We start from the raw sequence: 20694 nt of genomic DNA on the forward strand, positions 1-20694 counted from the left end.
CAGGCGAAACCGCCGCCCGGCACCCACCTGATATTTCTAGTGGTTAACCCCAACCGGCTTCGTCGCCTCAAGCAACCATTGCCGCGCGTCGCTATCGACCAACGGTAACAGGGCCTCACGCACCTGCTGATGATACTCATCCAGCCACTGTTTTTCCTGTTCGTTCAACAGCTGTAACTCGACCTGGCTCAGGTCGATCGGGATCAGCGTCAGTGAGGAAAACGTGCAGAATCCCGGACGGCTTTCGACAATCTCCACCTGGTTTTCAATGCGGATCCCATGGCTGTCCGCCAGATAATATCCAGGCTCGATAGTCATGATGGTGCCGGCCACCAGGGGCCACGGGTTAACCTTTTTGGCGAGACGATGCGGGTTCTCATGGATAAGCAACTGATGTCCTACCCCATGCCCTGTCCCGTGATCGTAATCCAGCCCCATTTCCCACAGCGGGCGACGCGCGAAGGCATCAAGCTGATGGCCCTGGCTGCCGGAGGGGAACTGTAAGGTTATCAACGACAGGAACCCTCTCAGTACGGCGGTATAGTGCAACTTCTGCTGTGGCGGCACGCTACCCCATGCCAGCGTACGCGTGGCGTCAGTGGTGCCGTTATGGTACTGACCGCCGGAATCATTAAGGTAAAAATGATGATGACCGATGGGCTTATTGCTGGCTTCGCTTGAGTGATAGTGGCACATCGCCGCATTACTGGAGGAGGCGGAGATGGTGGCAAAACTTTGCTCAATAAATCCAGGCTGCTGTTTACGGAACGCAAGCTGCTGCGCCTGCGCTTCCAGCTCCGTCAGCGGTTTTCCCGCCGCCTCACGCAGGGGGACTTCACGGCTTAGCCAGGCCAGGAAATTCACCCAGGCAGCACCGTCCTGGTGATGACACTCGCGATACCCGGCAAGTTCGACCGGGTTTTTAGTGGATTTCATCAGAGTGATGGGATCGGTTCGCCAGACTATTTCGCCCTCTGGCTCAATGGCAAAGCGCAGGGCGACCGGTGCGGAATCGGCATCAACCATCACCCGCTTGCCTTGTGACAGGCGCTGGCAGCGTTCGATAAAGGCATCCTGTGGCGCAATCCTGAACGCGTTTCTCACGCTCTCGGGTAGCTCGCTGAGCTTATTGTCGTTAACAAACCACTCCACGCTACCGTCACGGTCAAGAAGGGCAAAGGAGAGGGGAACAGGACTGGATGGAATGTCAGTGCCACGCACGTTCAACAGCCAGGCGATGTTATCCGGCAGAGTCACGGCCAGATAATCGGCATCGTGTGTGGCCAGCACGGCGGCAACGCGCTGGCGTTTGGCGAGGCTGCTTTCGCCACTGACCTCCACCGGCATTTCTCGAATACGTCCCGCCGGCGCGGCAGGGCGATCGTGCCATAAGGTATCAAACGGCGACTGACTGAGCGGAACCAGTTCACAGGGTGTTGCAGACAGTTGCCCGAACTCCGTATTGGTCATCAGCAGTGCTTCAAACCCAATACGCATGCCAGACCCGACGTTGGCTGTGAGCCATTCGGCCAGCGGTTCATTGTGCAGATGGTGGATTTCAATTTCATCCATATTGACCTGAAGGCGAGCCTGAACCTGATAGCGGCCATCGACAAACAGCAGCGCTGTGTTTTTCAGTATCAGCGCCAGACCTGCGGAGCCATCAAAGCCCGTCAGCCAGGCCAGCTTTTCATCGTACGGCGCGCAGTACTCACTCTGCCAGGCATCCGCGCGCGGCACGATCATGCCATCAAGATTGTTTTCCTGTAGCCATCGGCGCAGGGCCGATAAGCGCGATGGGGTGTGCATGGTTATTCCTTGTTCTGGTTAGCGGAATGGCGGCTCGTTGAAGGTACGTAATTTACGGGAATGCAGCCTGTCACCTTCCGCACGCAGCAAATCAATGGCGCGAATGCCGATTTGCAGATGTTCGGAGATTGCCCCTTCATAGAAACGGTTGGCCTGACCCGGAAGCTTAATTTCGCCATGCAGCGGTTTGTCGGAAACGCACAGCAGCGTGCCGTAAGGGACACGGAAGCGATATCCCTGTGCGGCGATGGTGGCGCTTTCCATATCAATCGCGACGGCACGGCTGAGGTTGAAACGCAGCGCGGAGGCGGAGTAACGCAGTTCCCAGTTGCGGTCATCCGTCGTCACTACCGTACCGGTACGCAGACGCTGTTTAACCTCTTCACCCGGCATACCGCTCACCTCTTTGGTGGCGTCATACAGCGCACGCTGCACTTCGGCGATGCTCGGGATAGGAATATCCGGTGGAAGCACAGCGTCAAGCACATGGTCATCTCGCAGATAGGCGTGGGCCAGCACGTAGTCGCCAATCAGCTGGCTTTCACGCAGGCCGCCGCAGTGTCCAATCATCAGCCACACGTCCGGGCGCAATACCGCCAGATGGTCGCAGATGGTTTTGGCATTTGACGGACCAACCCCGATGTTAATTAAGGTGATCCCCTGGCCGTCAGCGGTGATCAGGTGCCAGGCAGGCATCTGGTGTTTTTTCCACGCCAGGTCGGAGATGGCCTGCTCGGGTGCCTCGGTTTCCGCGGTGATCCAGATCCCGCCGGCGCAGGACAGCGCGATGTAAGGGCTATCCGGGTCGAGGATCTGGCTACAGCCCCAACGGACAAACTCGTCGACATAGCGGGTGTAGTTGGTAAACAGTACAAAGGGCTGGAAATGGTCGACGGGCGTCCCGGTGTAGTGTCGCAGGCGCGCCAGAGAGAAATCCACGCGGCGGGCATCAAAGTGCGACAGCGGTGAAAATTCTGCCGGGTGGTAGATACCATCCGCCGTCTCATCGCCAATCTGCGACAGCTCGGTGGTCGGGAAATGGCGCGTCAGCCCCGCGCTCATGGAGCGGTCAAGGGTTAATGCCGAACCGTCAATCACATACGGATACGGGATCTCATGCTGTGAGGGTTCAACGGCAATGTGCGCGCCGTAATCCTGATACAACAGCGTGAGTTGCTCTTCAAGATAAGGGCGGAACAGTGCAGGGCGGGTGACGGTGGTGCTGTAGCAGCCGGAGTGGGTAAAGCGTGCGTAGGCGCGCGTTTTCGGCGTGTTAGTCGCGCTGCCGTCCCAGGTGACGGAAAGCGATGGATAAACAAAAAGGCCCTTACTTCTGGCCTTTTCGTCGGGGAGTTTCCCTGTTTCGATATACTCACTGATGGCGCTGCGCAGCGCGTTGACGGACTGTTCATACAGTGCATCGAGTTTTTCCAGTGCCTGAGCCGGGGTCAGGCTGGAGCCCTTATTATTCATCTCTGTCTCCTTGTTCCACAGGTGTGCGACTCTACCCGATAGTATGTCACACGCCTGTGAAACAAAAGTGAGATCAGGTGTGGCTCGTCTCTTTCATCAAGAGCGCCGTCGCCGCTGACAGCAGGCAACCGGCCAGCAGATAAAGTGCCACACTGTGCCAGTTGCCGCCGGAGAAGGTCACCAGCGCGGCGGCAATAAATGGCGTAAACCCGCCGCCGACCACGCTTGCCACCTGATAGCCTACGCCCGCGCCGCTGTAGCGATAGCTCGCCCCGAACAGTTCGGTAAACATGGGCTGCTGCACGCAGACCACCATATCGTGGGCGATGTTAGCGAGCATGATGGCAAAGAAGACAATCCAGAAGATCGACTGTGCCTCCAGCGCCATGAAGAACGGCCAGGCGCTGAGGGTGCCAATCAGCGCCCCGGTGATATAGACGCGACGGCGACCAAACCTGTCCGCCAGCCAGGCGAAGCTGGGGATAGTCAGGCAGCTGATCCCGCCGACCAGCAGGCCAATGTTCAGGAACAGCTCGCGGGGCAGACCGAGATTTTGCGTTGAATAATTGAGGGCAAACGCGGTCACGATATACATCGTCAGCAGTTCGCACAGGCGCAGGGCGATAATTTTCAGAAAAGCGCCAGGATGCCGGACAAGCGCCTCCATCACCGGCAGCCGTTTTCTGGCAACGGGCGGTTCTTGCCGCTGTTGTTCGAACTCAGCAGATTCTTCCATGCCGTTGCGGATCCACAGGGCGGCGACAACCAGCACGATGCTGAAGATAAACGGAATACGCCAGCCCCAGCTCAGGAATTGTTCATCGGTGGTGAAGTGGCTCATCAGTGATACCAGCCCGGTGGAGAGCAGCAGACCTACGCCATAGCCCACCTGCACGCCGCTGCTGTAAAACGCTTTCTTGTTCTTCGGGGCACTCTCAACGGATAACAGCGCCGCGCCACCCCATTCGCCGCCTACCGCGAAGCCCTGAATGGCGCGAAGCGTAACCAGCAGCACCGGCGCCCACCAGCCAATGGTGGAAAATGAAGGGAGAATGCCAATCAGCGCGGTGGCGATGCCCATCATCCAGACGGTGAGCATCAGCATGCGTTTGCGACCGAGACGGTCACCGAAGTGGCCGAAGATCACTCCGCCCAGTGGACGAAACAGGAAGCCGACGCCAAAGGTAGCAAACGCGGCGAGCGTACCCATTGCCGGGCTAATCTGGGGGAAGAATTCGCGGTTAAACACCAGCGCGGCAGTAATGCCGTAAAGCAGAAAATCATACCAGTCGACGACGGCACCCGCGAAGCTGCCGAGGGCTGCGCGGCGGGCACGATTGAGCGAAGGTGTCTCCTCGTTGGGATGTGTGGAGGTGAGAGTGGAGTCCATAGTTGTCCTGTCTGCACGTATTTCTAATTATTGGTATAAGAAAAGGTCACTCACATAGCCACCGTCATATAAACGGAACGTATGAGACTACCGCGCCAGGGCGCGTGTGCAAACTGATTTTATTTCCTGATGGGTAATGCAAAGCGGCTACGCTATGCTTAGCAAATCAAGGTGCGACTGAGGAAGGGAATATGTGTCGTATAAATGTGTTGAGTTGTCTTGCTGCATTACTTATCAGCCAGAGCGTTCAGGCGGTAAGTTATCCTTTACCGCCGACAGGCAGTCGGCTGGTGGGCACTTCGCAAACCATTACCGTGCCGGATCACAATACGCTACCGCTCGAAGCGTTTGCCGCGCAATACGGGCAGGGTCTGAGCAATATGCTGGAAGCGAACCCGGGCGTGGATCCTTTTTTGCCTAAATCCGGTACGCAACTGGTGATACCCCAGCAGCTGATTTTGCCTGACACCGTCCGCGAGGGAATTATCGTTAATGCGGCAGAAATGCGCCTCTACTATTACCCACCGGGAAGCAACACTGTTGAAGTGTTACCCATCGGCATTGGTCAGGCCGGGCGCGAAACCCCGCGAAACTGGGTCACAGCGGTAGAACGTAAGCAGGAAGGCCCCACCTGGTCTCCTACGCCGAATACGCGCCGTGCCTATGCGGCAGAGGGGAAAACGCTGCCTGCATTCGTGCCCGCCGGGCCCGATAACCCAATGGGACTGTATGCGATTTATATTGGCAGGCTGTATGCCATTCACGGGACAAACTCCAATTTTGGCATCGGACTGCGGGTGAGCCAGGGGTGTATTCGTCTGCGCAATAACGACATTAAATATCTTTTCGATAACGTCCCGGTAGGCACCCGTGTGCAGCTTATCGATCAGCCCGTTAAAGTGACGACAGAGCCGGACGGCAGCCGCTGGGTAGAGGTGCATGAGCCGTTATCACGGAACCGGGCGGAATTTGAATCGACCCGGAAAGTGCCTTTGCCGATATCTGCCTCGCTGCGAACCGAGCTTGTCAACGAGGGGGTGGGCGCGGAACTGGAACGTCGGTCAGGGATGCCGGTTAAGCTCAGCAACTGAGGGCAATTTTACCAGCCGCAGAAAAGCAAAAAGCCTGCTATAAAAGCAGGCTTTTTAAATTTGGCTCCTCTGACTGGACTCGAACCAGTGACATACGGATTAACAGTCCGCCGTTCTACCGACTGAACTACAGAGGAATCGTGTGAACGGGGCGCATATTATCGACGTCAGCCGGCCTTGTCAAAGGGTGGATCAACGCCTTTTGATCGTTTGCTGACAAAATCAGCAAAATGGCGTTTTTGACGCCGGAATGCACCGTAATGGTGCGCACATACCCCTAATGGGGCAGATCATAAACTGCTGTTTCAGTAATAAAACCGCTGCTTATGATTAGCTTTCCTTATTTTCAGCCGCTTAGCGACAAATCAGACCTCTTCGTAAAACTGGCATTCATATTGCAAAACCCTATCAACAATGAAAAGCCAGTACCGGCACAGCATTTCGAACAGGGGGCAAAATGAACTTAAGACGACTGAAATACTTCGTAAAAATCGTCGATATCGGCAGCCTGACTCAAGCGGCGGAAGTGCTGCATATCGCGCAGCCTGCGCTGAGCCAGCAGGTGGCTACTCTGGAAGGCGAGATGGATCAACAGCTGTTGATCCGCACCAAACGTGGCGTGACGCCAACGGAAGCAGGCAAAATCCTTTATACCCATGCGCGCACCATCCTTCGCCAGTGCGAACAGGCGCAGCTGGCGGTGAATAACGTGGGCCAGACGCTGAGCGGCCACGTATCCATTGGGCTGGCTCCGGGAACGGCCGCGTCCTCTATTACCATGCCGCTGCTGCAGGCCGTCCGCGCAGAGCTGCCAGAAGTACTGGTTTACCTGCATGAGAACAGCGGTTCTGTGCTGAATGACAAACTTCTTAGCGGCCAGCTGGATATGGCGGTGCTGTACGACCGCTCACCGGTGGCCGGGATCACCAGCCAGCCGCTGCTGAAAGAAGATCTCTACCTTGTGGGCACCCGCGACTGTCCGGGGCAGAGCGTCGATCTGACGGTCGTAGCAGAAATGAATCTGTTCCTGCCGCGTGACTACAGCGCGGTGCGCGTGCGTGTAGATGAAGCGTTCTCCCTGCGCCGCCTGACGGCAAAGATTATCGGTGAAATTGATTCCATCTCCACGCTAACCGCCGCTATAGCCAGCGGTATGGGTGTGACCGTTCTGCCAGAATCCGCAGCACGTTCGTTGTGCAGCGCAGCCAACGGCTGGATGGCGCGCATCACCACGCCTTCCATGAGCTTACCGCTGTCGCTGAATATGTCCGCGCGCGGATCGCTGTCACCTCAGGCGCAGGCGGTAAAAGAGATTCTGATGTCGCTGGTCAGCAAACCGTCTCTGGAGAATCGTGAGCTGCAGCTGGTGAGTTGATATTCCATAAAAGCATAAGATGCTGGTTTTTATTATTTGTTCTGCAGGTCGGCTGACTCTAACAATAGCGTTATGTCAGATGCGCCGGAGTGAATCGTGAATTTCCAGCAACTTAAAATTATCCGTGAGGCGGCCAGGCGGGACTACAACCTGACCGAGGTCGCCAATATGCTTTATACCTCTCAGTCCGGCGTCAGTCGCCATATCCGCGAGCTGGAAGAAGAACTGGGAATAGAGATTTTTATCCGTCGCGGCAAGCGTCTGCTTGGCATGACGGAGCCGGGAAAAGCCTTGCTGACCATCGCTGAGCGGATCCTCAACGAGGCCAGCAATGTGCGTCGCCTGGCGGATCTCTTTACCAATGACGCCTCGGGCGTCCTCACTATCGCCACCACCCACACCCAGGCGCGTTACAGCCTGCCGCCGGTGATTAAAGTCTTCCGTGAACTTTTCCCTGACGTCCGTCTGGAGCTTATCCAGGGCACACCGCAGGAAATTGAAGTGCTGTTGCAAAACGGTGGGGCAGATATCGGCATTGCCAGTGAACGCCTGAGCAACGATCCGCTGCTGGTGGCTTTCCCGTGGTTTCGCTGGTACCACAGTCTGTTACTTCCCGTCGACCATCCGCTGAATCAGGTTACGCCCCTGACGCTGGAAGATATCGCGAAATGGCCGCTGATTACCTACCGGCAGGGTATTACCGGACGCTCGCGCATTGATGAAGCCTTTAACCGCAAAGGCTTAACGCCGGATGTGGTGCTGAGTGCACAGGACTCTGATGTAATCAAAACCTACGTCGAGCTGGGGCTGGGCATTGGTCTGGTGGCGGAACAGTCCGGTGGTGAACGCGAGACGGAGAACCTGGTACGACTGGATACGCGTCATCTCTTTGATGCCAATACCGTATGGCTCGGCCTGAAGCGTGGACAACTGCAGCGCAACTATGTGTGGCGCTTTATCGAACTCTGCAACGCCGGGCTGTCCGTGGATGAGATTAAACGTCAGGTGATGGAGCCAGAAGAAGTGGCGATTGATTATCAGATTTAAGCCCCTTATAGCACCCGTCCCCGTCGACAAGAAGCACAAGCCTGCAATTAAAGCAGGCTTTTTTATTGAAACCGTTTAATTTCCTGACCGCTTGTTCTCAAGAATACCCTGATGAATAACGATACCCTGTGACGTCATAAGATTGTCTTATATGGAAATATTTCTCATATTTCCATTGGGTTACATATAAGAATAAATAAAGAAATATGATTCTTTTAGATGAGGATAATATTCGCGTGCGGCAAAAAAGGGCTGAAAAGCCCCATAACACGCCGAGCGAAGCGTTAACTAAAAGGGTATTTTTTAAATGCCGCCTGGTTTTCGAAAACGTCGGCTACCGCTTGAATCTTTTTAAAATCCCCGGCGTTAACGACGTGAGGGATCATTGACTGAATAAATGTCCAGATAACCGTACTGGTGACAGCAACCTGATCGGCCACCGCGTTTTCCGGACGGGCTTCCAGCAGCGCGTTCCATTCCCGACAGGCAGCCAGCAGCTGGACGGTAATACGTTCTATCCACGGATTATGTTGTTTCTCCGCCGGGCGCAGATTGTGTTCGTACACATTTTGCACAGCTTTCTCCGCGGCGGTGAGGATAAAGCCCAGCGTCTGGAGATCGTTCGCCAGTGCATCCGGCGTCACGGGCAGGAGTCTCCGTTCAGGCGCGGCCTGAGCCTCAAAATAATTCAGTATGAGAGACGAGTCCATCAGACGTGTTCCATTTTCCAGAACCAGCGTTGGCGCTTTTACCGCAGGGTTAATCCGGGAAAATTCCTCAAATGTGCTGAATACGGACAACGGCTGGCTTTCAAACGCAACGCCATAAAGTTCCAGGGAGACCGCCACGCGGCGTACATAAGGAGAATCCATCATGCCAATCAGCTTTATCATGATTCCCGTTTTCCTGTCTGTGTGAAAAAACGCTTCATTGAAGATGATAAACAGACATTACAATAAATTCGTTGTGGCGAATATCATCAGTATCTTACGGCCTGAGTGAGTATTACTGACAGATTGGCCGGTTAGCGTTTATCAGATTCAGTGTATGAGGGCGTGGTTTCATGTCGGATTTTCCACCTATCGCAAGTTTGCGTAGTTTTGAAGCTGTGGCTCGCCTTGGCAGCGTAACGCTTGCGGCGAAAGAGCTTCACGTTACCCATTCCGCCATCAGCCAGCAGATTAAAGTGCTGGAGGAAATGGTGGGGGTGAAGCTGTTTATCCGTCATGGGCGAGGGGTGCAGATCAACGAAGAGTGGCGTCTCTACGCGTTACAGGTGCGCGAAGCACTGAATCATATCGCAGATGCCACCCGGTTAGTGCAGGTGAAACCGAGAATACTGGAACTGACGCTGGCGATGGTGCCGTCTTTTGGTTGTCACTGGTTGTTGCCGCGTCTGGCGCGGTTTCGGGAAAAATATCCACACATCACGCTGCGGATCCAGGCCAGTCTGACGATCACCCGCATGCAGCAGGAAGGGATAGATGTGGCGATACGCATGGGGAAAGGTAATTGGGAAGGAAGCGACTGCCATTATCTTTTTTCAGATGAACTGATTGTGGTTGCAGCACCCGGTTATAACGGCGGCGTCCTCCCGGTAACGCCAACTGAGGTGGCGAAGAGTAAAATCATATTCTCCATGGAGTCGTGGAAAACCTGGTGTTTCAATGCGGGACTGGAAAAAGATATTGTGCCCGGCGGGTTATGCATTAACGACTCAAATTTAGTCCTTGAGGCTGTCAGACTCGGTAAAGGTATCGCGCTGGAGCGTCGCTCTCTGGTACAGGATGCCATCACCCGGGGCGAGCTGGTCCAGCTTACCTCTTTCACTGCACCTTATCCCTGGCCTTACTGGCTGGTGACATCGCAGTTAACGGAAGCGAAACCGGAGGTGGCTCTCTTTAGTGAGTGGCTGGATGAGGAAGTGGCGACCTGGCGTCAGGTGACAGGGGCTGTGGAAAGTAACGGCTAACAGAAAGGCAAAAAGCCTGCTTTAAAAGCAGGCTTTTCAAATTTGGCTCCTCTGACTGGACTCGAACCAGTGACATACGGATTAACAGTCCGCCGTTCTACCGACTGAACTACAGAGGAATCGTGTGAACGAGGCGCATAGTATCGACCTCAGTTCGTCTTGTCAAAGGGGGAAAACGCACTTTTCGTTCGTTTGCCGACAATTTCAGCAAATCGCTGATTTTATAGCAAATTTGTGCTGAAATTACACAGCAAATTGCGCCGCCCGCAGGCGGCGCGCAGGATTAGAACAGTACGGAGTAGTTCAGACCAAACGTACGGCCACGGCCTTTATAAGTATACAGACCTGGTGCACCGTAGGTTGGGCTATACAGCCCCGGCGCACGCTGACCCCAGGCGGTGGTGTAGTCTTTGTCCAGCACGTTTTCCACGCTGAAGCTCACTTTACCCACCGGCAGGTCGTAGCTGCCCAGGAAGTCGACCGTGTTATAGCCATCGATCTTCTTACCGTCGGCATCAGACACGTCAAAGGTCTGCGTACTCTGCACGCGCAGGGTCCAGTCGCCCGGTGCCCAGTTGACCCAGGCGCTGGCTTTCGATGGGCTGGCGCTGTCTACCGTCAGCTTCTCCCATTTACCGTTTTCGCGGGTTTCAGACTTAATGGCGTTAAAGTTCGCGCCGGTGCTCCAGTCGCTGTCGGTGAAGAAATAGTCCACCTGGCCTTCAATCCCGTAGATACGACGTTTGTCGTCTTCCAGGTTGATGGTCATGTCCGTTTTGTTGATGGTGATGGTTTTATCCGAGAGCGAGTAGTACGCCGCAACCTGCGTGCGCAGGTTATCGCCGGTGTAGCGCCAGCCCAGCTCATACGCGTTAACCTTAATGCCGTCCAGCGTCGAGTCGTTCACGTTCACGCTGTTCAGCAGGCGATAGTGCCCGTCGACAAGCTGGTAAGTACCGGAGCCGTAGTACTTCGCCAGGTCCGGAATTTCGAAGCCCTGGGAGAAGTTAAACCACAGCTGCTGCTGTTCGGTCAGACGGCCAAGGATCCCGGCGTTGAACAGGAAATTGTTGTAATTGGTTTTCCCGCCCGGTACCGCATCAGCCGATGTGGCTTTCCCGTTAGCGATGGCCTGTTGCTGGGTATAACCAACGAAGTCATCCACCTTGTTTTCAGTGTACTGATAGCGCACGCCGCCGCTCAGGGTAATGGCATCAATGTCGTAGCTGGCCTGCAGGAACGGGGCGAGGTTGGTAATGCTGTAACCCGGGTAACGGCCCACGTTATAGGCGTTCTCCAGATCCATACCGCCGCTTGCTGCCGCTTTGTCCAGATTGAAGAACTGCTGGTTAGCGTCGAAGGTTTCGTGGTCAGCATCCACACCCCAGGTCAGCGTTAAATCATCCATCGGTTTGCTGTTCAGCGTCAGCTTGCCGCCGTAAAAATCGGTTTTCTGCTGCGACGCACCGATGCTGCTCACCACGCCTTTGGTCAGTGTCGGGAACGGGTAGTAGGTCAGGCTTTCGTCACGATAGTAAATCTGTGCGACCAGATCCTGGCCCCAGAAATCGGTGTTGGAGTACTGCAGGTTAATCAGATGCCGCTCTGTGCCCGGCAGGCGGTCAGAGTTCAGGTTGCCTTTATTGTAGGCTTTGGCATCACCCGTAACCGCGGAGAAGTTTTCCCCAAGGAACAGGCCGTGCTTCCCGTCGGACTCGCTCTTGTAGTATTGCGTCGTAAGCTGCAGCTGCTGGTGATCGTCGATGTTGAGGGTGCCTGTTCCCATCACATCCAGACGGTCGGAATATTGTAATCCGGTCTGGGTGTTATCAATAATCACCTCGTTGCCTTTGCCGTCGTACCAGCCGCCGTAGCGCTGATACGATACTGACAGCCGGCCAGAGGCATTGTCGTTGCCGCCGCTCACCGCGGCTGACACGTTCTCATCGTGATCGTTATGGCTGTTAAAGCCACTCTTTGCTCCGGTCTGGAACTCCACTTCGGTATCCGGCTGGCCTTTTTTGGTCACGATATTCACCAGACCGCCGGTACTGCCGCCGCCGTAGAGGGACGTGGCGCCGGAGATCACTTCGATACGGTCAATGTTGAACGGATCGATGGAGTCGAGCTGGCGGCTGTCGCTGCGGGAGGAGTTCAGGCGCACGCCATCCACCATCACCATCATCGAGCGGCCGCGCAGGTTCATACCGTAGTTGGTGCGGCCCTGGCTGCTGACGTCCATGCCCGGGATCAACTGCGCCAGGACTTCTTTAATCTCTTTTCCACCCTGAACCTGCTGTTCAATCTCAGCACGCTCAATAACCCAGGTAGTCTGCGCCATCTCCGCCACGCTGCGGTGCGCGCGGCTGGCAGAGACAACAATATTTTCTTCCTTTTGTTCTTCCGCCCACGCAGAGGTAGAAAGCATTGCAAGCAAGCAAGGATTTAAAACCCAAAGATGAGAACGTTTCATTGTTATGTAGTTCCTGAATGTGTGTGTCAGTACTCGGTGGTTCTTGCTAAAGATTGATAAACCTGGCTGCTGTCCGGGCGGGGAGTGCTTCGCCAGTGGATCACGCCAGGGGTGGTGGCCAGCTCAAACGGCTCGTCGTCGTGCGCGCGATTCAGAATTCGCGCGGCGCGCCAGGCCATCAGGCTGAGCTGGGGTTCGGCAATGCCAAGACGGTGCATCCCGGCATTCACGGCGAACAGGCGGTTGCTCTGCGGACCGTCCCATTCAAGGGTGAAATCATTGTTGATGCAGAAGGTTTCGTCGGCGTCCAGACGCAGGCGATGGGAGAGCGGTGCCAGAAACGCAGGCTGCACGGTGCGATAGCCGGTCGCGAAAATCACCACGTCGGTATCGAGTTGTTCACGGCCACCGTCGAGGTGATGCTGTAACGTCAGGCGCTTGCCGTTCTCCTGCTGCGCGATCGCGGTGACCGAGCGAGAGGGCAGCAGGTGTGCCCACGGTTTTTCCCGCAGCACTTCGAAGCGGTGATACATGGCGCGATAAATCGCCAGCAGAGACTCCGTGGTGATACCGTCGGAGGTCATCTTCTGCTCGTGCAGCATCTGACGACGCGCCTCTTCGCCAAGCGTGGAGAAGCTGTCTACATATTCCGGTGTGAAATACTCGTTGGCGAAAGCCGCTTCATCCAGCGCGTTATAATTGTTGCGTCGGGAAACCCAGTTCAGGCTCAGTGGCTGACCCCACTCCCCGCGGAAGATATTCAGAAACAGATCTGCACCACTCTGACCTCCGCCGACGACGGTGACGCGCTTGCCCGCTAAGTCCGGCGTGCGCAGCATCATCTCGCTGGCGTGGAAGCAGCTGTCATCCTGCGCCGGAGCGCAGTCAGGCAGGTTAATCTGTTTGCCAATTCCCACGCAGACGTGACGCGCCAGGAAGCGATCGCGCTGAGTCACCACGTCAAACAGACCGTTTTTTTCATCAAAACTGACCTGCTGTACCTGCTGGCTGAAGGACAGGTTGGTGAGGTTTTCCGCGGCCCAGCACAGGTAATCGGCAAACTCTTCGCGAGAAACGGTACGCTGCTCGGTGGTCAGAAAACGATAGAACTTTTTACGCTGCACCAGATAGTTAAGAAAACTGTGGCGATTGGTGGGGTCCACGGCGCTCACCAGATCTTTCAGGAAGCTGGTTTGCATATGGCAGTCCGGCACCATCATGCCAGGGTGCCAGGAGAAATGCGGCTTGCGTTCAAGAAACAGCGAACTAAAACCGTCCAGTCCCTCAGCCAGTGCGGCGATGCTGAGGTTAAACGGTCCAATACCAATGCCGATGAAATCATACGTTTTCATTGCGCTGACTCCTGGGAGACCAGAAAAAGAGGGTTATCAAGATCGGTGACATAATTCGGCAACATGCGGCTGCCGCCGTCGTGTTCGGAGAAGGTCAGTTTGACCGGGTTGAGGATCACGCGAATAATTTGCGGCTTAAAGAGATCAAACTTCGCAAAGCGTTCGGCGAGATCGGGATGTGCGGCCATATAGCGGCGCAATACCTCGGCCAGGATCTTGTAGAAACGGGTTTCGCTGACGCCGCTTTGCAGGGTAAGGCGTGAAATAAACCGCAGCACCGTGACAAAGTTACCGGTTTGCAGATCGTGAATGATGTAATCCGCACTCAGGCGCGCCGTGACGGACTTCACCTGTTCAGGCAGGCTTGCTGACTGCGGGAAATCTTCATCCACCAGGCGCATGTCCCCCTGGAAATCTTTCAGCAGGATGCGTTGCGGGATGGCGTCTTTCATCACCAGCGTCACGTTCTGGCCGTGGGCGATAAGCGCCACGCCATAGCGGCAGAGCAGGTGATAGAAAGGGATGACCGTCGCGTCAAAGAGCTTTTCCAGCCAGGTTTCAGCGGTCAAACCGGATTGGGCGATCCATGCGTCAATCAAGGGGCGTCCGGCATTATCGCTTTCCATCAACGCAGCCATCAGCACCGCTTCTTCACCCTGCTGAAGATAACAGGACGGATTTTCGCGCCAGATAACCCCCAGCATCTCCTGATAACGGTAAGGCGCTTTCGGCAGCGCGGCGTAACCCGGGTGGGAAAGATACCCGGCCGCGGGCTCGCCAAGCACCTGCGCGCCACAGCGAATAAGCGTGGCATCGCTGGCGAACTGCTGCTGTAACCAGCGTGAGGCCAGCGGGCCAGCGGCAATGTACTTACCCGGAATACCGCGATAGCAGGAGGTGTTGTAAATGGTCAGCGGCAGCTTGATGTCAAACGGCGTGCGGCGGCTGGCATTGGTGAGGGTACGCAACGATTGCTGCGCCAGGTACTCGTCGCCAAACTCGCCCAGCTCAACCATTTCGCCGCGCGCGAGTTGCGCCAGGAAATGGACAGCAATCTTTTGTTGCCACTGCCACGGATGCAGCGGCACGGGCAGCCAGTTATCATCAAGATCCAGCGCCTGCCAGCGGGCATCAAACCGGGCGCGCTCGGCGTTATCCATGGCGCTCGCCAGCAGAGTATTGATATCGCAATCAACATCGCTGCTCCAGACCAGGTGCGCACGTTGCACGGCGACCCAGTGCAGGCGAAAACGGCCACGGTATTCCGGGGCATACTGGCGTAGCGCATCCAGCCCCCAGCCGCGGCGTCCCTTGTTAAAGATAAACTTAGGATGGCCGCTCATCAGGCACTGTAATTCGTCCGGGTCGAGATGAATGAGCGCGTCAGCATCCAGCGTTTCGCGCGCCTGTAACAGCTGAATATCACCCCGCAGCGTGGCATAGAGATCTTCCAGATGCTCCGCGGTCTGCGCGTCGCTCATCTCCAGTACCGTCGCAAGCTGCAGCAGTGCAGTTTCTGCGTCCACTGCGTTACCGCTGACGGTGGTCAGGCTCTCGGGGTCGATATGCAGCCAGCCCCAGATCCCGCGCGTGGCCTGGAACTGCCAGGTCTCCGCGCCCATGGTGATTTGCCAGCGATTGTCTGCCAGCTGCCGGGCGCTCAGGGTGCGTTCATATTCCAGCTCGGCGAGGATCTTCGCCACCATGTCGCGGTTCACTTTCTGCCAGTACACGTTCACAGTCCCACCTCGCTGAAGAAGCGGTGACGCTGGTTCATGATGAGGCGCGAGCGTTTATGTGGGAAGTCGAACTCTTTTACGGTCTCGAAACCGGCAGACGAAAGATGGCGGAACAGGCGCTGGTTGTCGAAACGCGGCTCGGCAACGATGCGTGTTGTGCGTGGCTCATCCAGCCACAGATAATGGCTCAGACCGCGCAGCCAGCTGCGGATATACTGCGCGCCGCGCCAGTTTTCTTCCCCAACCAGCATGTGCAGGCCGCGGTCAAACGGCTGCCAGCGATAGTGACGGCCAATACGGTCTTCCGCCGCCCAGTAAATTTCAAAGTAGCCGAACGGCTGGTCATCAAAGCAGCCGATAAGCGGATAACAATAGGTCGAGTCGAGCTGACGGCGCAGGTAATTTTCCTGCTCCGCCTGCGGGCCGGCCATCTCCCAGAAGGCGTTAACGCGCGGGGTGTTCATCCAGCGGGTGAAACGTTCGCCGTCCTGCGCCACATCGGCCACGCGGAAACTCAGGGTGCGTTTAATCTGCGGGTCGTAACGGCGATAGACTTCGCCTTGCGGACGGTGAGGGCGCCGCGGGAAGTAAAGCTGACGGCTTTCATCGAACTGCATGCCGCTGTGGTTCTGGGGCCGTTCTCCCTGCAGCCACAGGGGCAACTGCCAGAACGTTTCGCGCGCCAGATAATCCCCGCTGGCAAGCGTAAACAGCGCCTGCGCCTGCGGTTCATCCTGCCAGGCAGACCAGGGGAGCGTGACGCCGGTCAGTGCCGGTGCGGCGATAAACAGCTGATCCAGCGCGTCGACTAACCAGCCTTCCGGGATACCACTCACGCGCTCAAGCACTGCGCTGCCGTCGAGACCTAACGTCAGGGGCAGAGTGTTCTCCGTTGCGGTGCAGCGAAAGCCATAGCCAGAATGGACGATATTCGCGTTTGCCATCACGCCTTCTCCTTGTAAAACGGGTTGCTAAAGTCGAAATAGATCACTGCCGGATCGGCGATGGTGTTTTCGTTGCGATCGTGCAGATAGCAGAAAAAGTTGCCTTTACAGTTCCAGGTTGGGCTGTCGAGCACGTAGTCGAGGCAGCGGGTCTGTTTCGCTGTTTTGCGTAATTCGGCCAGTGCGTCACGCACCTGCGCCATCAGGCTCTCTTCGCTGTCGAAACCGGCGGCGGCGAGGGCGGCAGTCACGGCAAGCGTTGAGTTCAGCAGCAGGTAGTAGGGGAAGTAGCGCAGCAGCTGGCTTTCGCCAAAACGGTTTTCCACATCATGTTCACCCGCCTCTTTTAGCCATTCATCGGCCCCTTCAGTCCAGGCGCTGCCCTGACAATCGCGGTAGATCAGCCCGACGGGGAAATCCTGCTGCATCTCAACGAGGATATTTTGCTGGTGTGCCAGCAGAACCAGGCCGTAATCCGCTTCCGCGCTAAACAGCGGAAGTAAGACGCGATCGCAATACGCCTGCACCCAGCAGCGCGCAGCCCCGGCAAGGGGTAAATCCAGGCGCTGGCTCAGACGACGTACCGCCGCAACCAGCAGACTGTCACCTCCGTCCGGTGCCGCCTGCGTCAGGCTCACCAGTACGTTGGTCTGGTTGTCTGGCGTCCCGAACAGCAGGTTCACGCGCAGGGCCATCAGGCTCTCTTCCTGGATGACGCCATTTTCATCACGCAGCCCCGCCCAGCCGTCTTCCTGCATAACACGCAGGGTCGGGTAGCGTGCCTGTAAGGTCTGCCAGCGCGCTGTCTTAGCCAGACGCGCCAGGCGCATACCGCGTTTAACCTCTTTCACCGACAGCGTGCGCACGGAGTTGGTCAGGCGCACGCTGAGGGAAAACTTGATCATGTCGCTGTTGGTTTCGCTGTACAGCGAGCGTGAGGAGCTGGTGGGCAGCCACTGTGCGCCCGCTTCGCCCAAATCCTGCAGATCGCCGTTAGCCACAAGACGCTGGCACCAGGCCTGACCCAGCAAATGCTCGGCCTGCCACGGATGCATCGGCAGCAGCCAGCAGGTATCGGTGAAGTGACCGAGGAGCTCAGGGGCACTCTGCGCTGCGAAGCGCAGCAGGCGTTCGCGAAGAGAGACGGCCAGGCTGTCGCCGGCAATCAATTCACGCTTAACCGCAAACCAGCGCAGCGGGAAGCGGGAGGCAAAATCAGGCAAATAGCGGCGCGCTTCACTTTCGTTAAACGGCTCGTGAGATTTGGGGGCCGGGTGAAACGCATGGCCCACCAGCAGCGCCTGTTCTGCTTGCGCAAAATTCAGCGGTTTGTCACGCAGGGTTGCCCAGTTGTGGCGCAAATCGATGGCCTGCCAGGTGTGGGCATGGCTTTCAAGGGCGCGTTGCTTAAAGCGAGCCAGCGTTTCGGTATCGAGTGAGCCTTTAACTGAAGGTTTTTCAAGAATTAAGTCAACCAGTTGCGTGAAAGTGACGGCGTCACCGCTATCGCTGTCGCGCTGGATAAGCATCGCCGGAAAGTGATACTGATGATGCTGAGTCGGTGAGAAATAGCGTACCGGAACCCGAATGGCCTGGGTTGAAGAGAGCGGAATATGAATCTGCGATAGCTCATCCGCAACGGTAGCGGGGAGATAGCGCCAGTCCTTCGTTTCACGCAACAGGGCGTTCAAAAAACACTGGGCCGCAACGTCTGTACCGGCGGAGCGGGGCAGAGTACGCATAGGTGTACCTCATTCCATGATTGATAATAATTATCGTTATGATATGCATTCTATTTACAGTCGCAACTATTTTTGCAATATTTGTTTTCATAAACTTCATGATTTCCACACATTTATTGACACTATGTTCACATTCTCATGCGCACTTACCCTGAAACACTGACGGAAAACCTCACCCCGAAAGCGAACTGGCCACTGGCGTTATGCGCCGGATTGTTAGGTATTGGGCAAAACGGGTTGCTGGTGATGCTGCCGCAGCTGGTCACTCTGACCGGACTCTCGCTCTCCGTCTGGGCGGGTCTGTTGATGTTCGGATCGATGCTCTTTTTACCGGCTTCGCCCTGGTGGGGACGCCAGAGCGAGCGGCACGGCTGTAAAAGTGTGATGCTGGCCGCGCTCAGCGGCTATCTGGCCAGTTTTGTCGTCATGGCGCTGGTGGTCTGGGCGATGGCCGCCGGGAGGCTGGATACCGTCTGGGGGCTGGCGGGGCTGGTCCTCTCGCGAACGCTTTACGGCCTGACGGTCTCCGGGCTGGTGCCTGCGGCCCAGACGTGGGCGATTCAGCGCGCGGGGCTGGAGAAAAGAATGGCCGCGCTGGCGACAATCAGCTCCGGTCTCAGTTGCGGGCGTCTGCTCGGCCCGCCGCTGGCGGCGATGATGCTCAGCGTTAACCCGGTGGCGCCGCTGTGGCTGATGGCGATCGCGCCGTTAATCGCTCTGCTGCTGGTGCTTCGCGAAGTCGCCGATCCGCCGCTGCCGCCGGTGGCGCATCAGTCGACCCGGCTAACCGCAGCAATGCTGCCGTTTCTGCTGCTGGCGCTGCTGCTGGCGGCGCTGGTGAGTCTGATGCAGCTTGGCCTGTCACCGCATCTTAGCCCGTTGCTGAACGGTAACGCCCGGGAGATTAGCCATCATGTCGCGGTCCTGCTGAGCCTGGCCGCGCTGGCCACGCTTGCTGCGCAGTTTCTGGTGGTTCGCCCGCAGCATTTCAGCCCGGTCACCTTGCTGTGCCTGGCGGCGGGGCTGATGGTTGTCGGCCTTGGGGTGATGTGTATTGCGGGTGTCGCGCTGTTCTACGTGGGGAGCGTCATCACCTCGCTGGGGGCGGCCATGGCGACGCCCGGCTATCAGCTACTGCTGAACGACAGGTTGACGACAGGGAAAGGGGCGGGGGTGATTGCCACCAGCCATACGTTAGGCTACGGCGTCAGCGCGCTGCTGGTCCCGCTGGTAACGCGCGTATCCGGTGAGTCGTCGTTAATCGTGGCCGCCTGGGGAATGGCGCTGCTGTTTTTGGCCCTGAGCGTAGGGGTATGGTCAGCTGAGCGTACCCCGGCCGGCAGGCGCTAGTGGACCTGACGGACAGACGCGCCGCCAGACTCTTCATGCTGCCTTAGACGCTTAAGCGGATCCTGCTGATAAAAGTGGCAGAAACGCTGCCACAGCGCCGGGAAACGCGGCGCGAAGAGCTCGGGTGCGCTGAAGAAATACTCTGACAGCACCGCAAAACACTCGGCGGGATCGGTCGCCGCATAGGCATCGATGCTGGCCGCGCTTTCACCCACCAGGTCGATTTCGTCCTGGATGTTATCCATCGCCGCGTGCAGATCGTGCTCCCACCCCGCGACGTCGCGAAGCGGGATCAGCGGCACGCCGCTGGCGCGATCGCCGTTGCGGGTATCCAGCTTATGCGCCACCTCATGAATAATCAGATTAAAACCGGACGCGTCGAACGAGTCCTGAATATCGAGCCAGTTGAGGATAATCGGCCCTTGCTGCCAGCTTTGCCCGGACTGCACCACGCGCTGGTTATGCACCAGCCCGATATCATCTTCCCACTCGTCATCCACCACGAACGGCGCAGGGTAGATCAGCACTTCGTGGAAACCGTCCAGCCACTCAATACCGAGTTCAAGCACCGGCAGGCAGAACAGCAGGGCGATGCGCGCACTTTTATGGGCATCCAGCTCAAACCCCTGCAGCGGGACCAGCCGCTTTTGCTGCAAAAAGCGATCCGCCAGCTGAATCAGCTTTGACTGTTCATCCGGCTGGAGACTGGCCAGCACGGGGATCGCCAGCGCGTCATCCCACGGCAGCGCCGCATGTTGACCAGCATCATTTGATTTCCAGGGCCACTTAATCATCGCTTTGCTCGCAAACTCGTCACGTGAACAAAATTGAAAGGTCAGGTTAACATGCCAAAGAACCCGGCATGAAGGCAACTATAAAACGTTGAGATGTCGGAATGGCAGAAGAGGCCAGCCTCTCCGCCATTATTCAACCACTT

At 56.7% G+C, this 20694-nt stretch carries 15 protein-coding genes and 2 tRNA genes; 5 read left to right on the forward strand and 12 right to left on the reverse strand.

What is annotated here, in order from left to right:
* Positions 1–36: 36 nt before the first annotated feature.
* From AB6731_RS01500 to shiA, 3 genes are all read right to left on the reverse strand, one after another.
* Positions 37–1809 carry an aminopeptidase P family protein gene (locus AB6731_RS01500; protein WP_371005801.1) on the reverse strand — a complete coding sequence of 591 codons (1773 nt, stop codon included), beginning with the start codon at positions 1807–1809 and terminating at the stop codon, positions 37–39.
* 18 nt (positions 1810–1827) lie between these two features.
* Positions 1828–3282 (reverse strand): AMP nucleosidase, encoded by a 1455-nt coding sequence (locus AB6731_RS01505; RefSeq protein WP_014170778.1) that lies wholly within the window; start codon positions 3280–3282, stop codon positions 1828–1830.
* A 73-nt stretch (positions 3283–3355) separates the two neighbouring features.
* Positions 3356–4672, reverse strand: a complete 1317-nt coding sequence (gene shiA, locus AB6731_RS01510; protein ID WP_185791105.1) for a shikimate transporter — start codon at positions 4670–4672, stop codon at positions 3356–3358.
* 191 nt (positions 4673–4863) lie between these two features.
* On the opposite strand from shiA, the gene ldtA reads away from it, so the two are divergent.
* On the forward strand, positions 4864–5763 hold the full coding sequence (gene ldtA / locus AB6731_RS01515) for a L,D-transpeptidase (RefSeq protein WP_371005802.1): 900 nt from the start codon (positions 4864–4866) through the stop codon (positions 5761–5763).
* Between the two features lie 61 nt (positions 5764–5824).
* Here ldtA and AB6731_RS01520 read toward each other — a convergent pair.
* Positions 5825–5900: transfer RNA gene (locus AB6731_RS01520), tRNA-Asn, on the reverse strand.
* A 320-nt stretch (positions 5901–6220) separates the two neighbouring features.
* Here AB6731_RS01520 and nac point away from each other — a divergent pair.
* Both nac and cbl read left to right on the forward strand, forming a co-directional pair.
* Positions 6221–7138: a nitrogen assimilation transcriptional regulator NAC gene (gene nac / locus AB6731_RS01525; protein WP_284942594.1), complete on the forward strand. Its 918-nt coding sequence runs from the start codon at positions 6221–6223 to the stop codon at positions 7136–7138.
* A 96-nt stretch (positions 7139–7234) separates the two neighbouring features.
* Positions 7235–8185 (forward strand): HTH-type transcriptional regulator Cbl, encoded by a 951-nt coding sequence (gene cbl / locus AB6731_RS01530; RefSeq protein ID WP_371005803.1) that lies wholly within the window; start codon positions 7235–7237, stop codon positions 8183–8185.
* 284 nt (positions 8186–8469) lie between these two features.
* Here cbl and AB6731_RS01535 read toward each other — a convergent pair whose 3' ends face one another.
* Positions 8470–9078 (reverse strand): glutathione S-transferase family protein, encoded by a 609-nt coding sequence (locus AB6731_RS01535; protein WP_014170771.1) that lies wholly within the window; start codon positions 9076–9078, stop codon positions 8470–8472.
* A 170-nt stretch (positions 9079–9248) separates the two neighbouring features.
* Here AB6731_RS01535 and AB6731_RS01540 point away from each other — a divergent pair, with 170 nt between their 5' ends.
* Positions 9249–10157 (forward strand): LysR substrate-binding domain-containing protein, encoded by a 909-nt coding sequence (locus AB6731_RS01540; RefSeq protein WP_371005804.1) that lies wholly within the window; start codon positions 9249–9251, stop codon positions 10155–10157.
* A 43-nt stretch (positions 10158–10200) separates the two neighbouring features.
* Here the strand turns inward: AB6731_RS01540 and AB6731_RS01545 are convergent.
* The 6 genes from AB6731_RS01545 to AB6731_RS01570 all read right to left on the reverse strand — a co-directional run bounded on the left by AB6731_RS01545 (position 10201) and on the right by AB6731_RS01570 (position 18407).
* Positions 10201–10276, reverse strand: a tRNA-Asn gene (locus AB6731_RS01545).
* Between the two features lie 164 nt (positions 10277–10440).
* Entirely contained in the window at positions 10441–12630 is a 2190-nt protein-coding gene (locus AB6731_RS01550; protein WP_014170770.1) for a TonB-dependent siderophore receptor, read from the reverse strand.
* 26 nt (positions 12631–12656) lie between these two features.
* Entirely contained in the window at positions 12657–13982 is a 1326-nt protein-coding gene (locus tag AB6731_RS01555; RefSeq protein WP_371005805.1) for a lysine N(6)-hydroxylase/L-ornithine N(5)-oxygenase family protein, read from the reverse strand.
* Entirely contained in the window at positions 13979–15721 is a 1743-nt protein-coding gene (iucC, locus tag AB6731_RS01560; protein ID WP_371005806.1) for an aerobactin synthase IucC, read from the reverse strand. Before iucC ends, AB6731_RS01555 begins: the two co-directional genes overlap by 4 nt.
* Positions 15718–16665: a GNAT family N-acetyltransferase gene (locus tag AB6731_RS01565; RefSeq protein WP_371005807.1), complete on the reverse strand. Its 948-nt coding sequence runs from the start codon at positions 16663–16665 to the stop codon at positions 15718–15720. The genes iucC and AB6731_RS01565 overlap by 4 nt, the downstream gene beginning before the upstream one ends.
* Positions 16665–18407, reverse strand: coding sequence for an IucA/IucC family siderophore biosynthesis protein (locus AB6731_RS01570; protein ID WP_371005808.1), 1743 nt, complete (start codon positions 18405–18407; stop codon positions 16665–16667). Before AB6731_RS01570 ends, AB6731_RS01565 begins: the two co-directional genes overlap by 1 nt.
* Before the next feature lie 138 nt (positions 18408–18545).
* Between AB6731_RS01570 and AB6731_RS01575 the strand changes: the two genes are divergently transcribed.
* On the forward strand, positions 18546–19757 hold the full coding sequence (locus tag AB6731_RS01575; protein WP_371005809.1) for an MFS transporter: 1212 nt from the start codon (positions 18546–18548) through the stop codon (positions 19755–19757).
* On the opposite strand, the gene mtfA is transcribed toward AB6731_RS01575, so the two are convergent.
* Entirely contained in the window at positions 19754–20551 is a 798-nt protein-coding gene (gene mtfA / locus AB6731_RS01580; RefSeq protein ID WP_047959006.1) for a DgsA anti-repressor MtfA, read from the reverse strand. The genes AB6731_RS01575 and mtfA overlap by 4 nt on opposite strands.
* Positions 20552–20694 lie beyond the last annotated feature (143 nt).

This window comes from Enterobacter sp. RCC_40 (genome assembly GCF_041360735.1).
Taxonomy (GTDB): Bacteria; Pseudomonadota; Gammaproteobacteria; order Enterobacterales; family Enterobacteriaceae; genus Enterobacter; species Enterobacter ludwigii.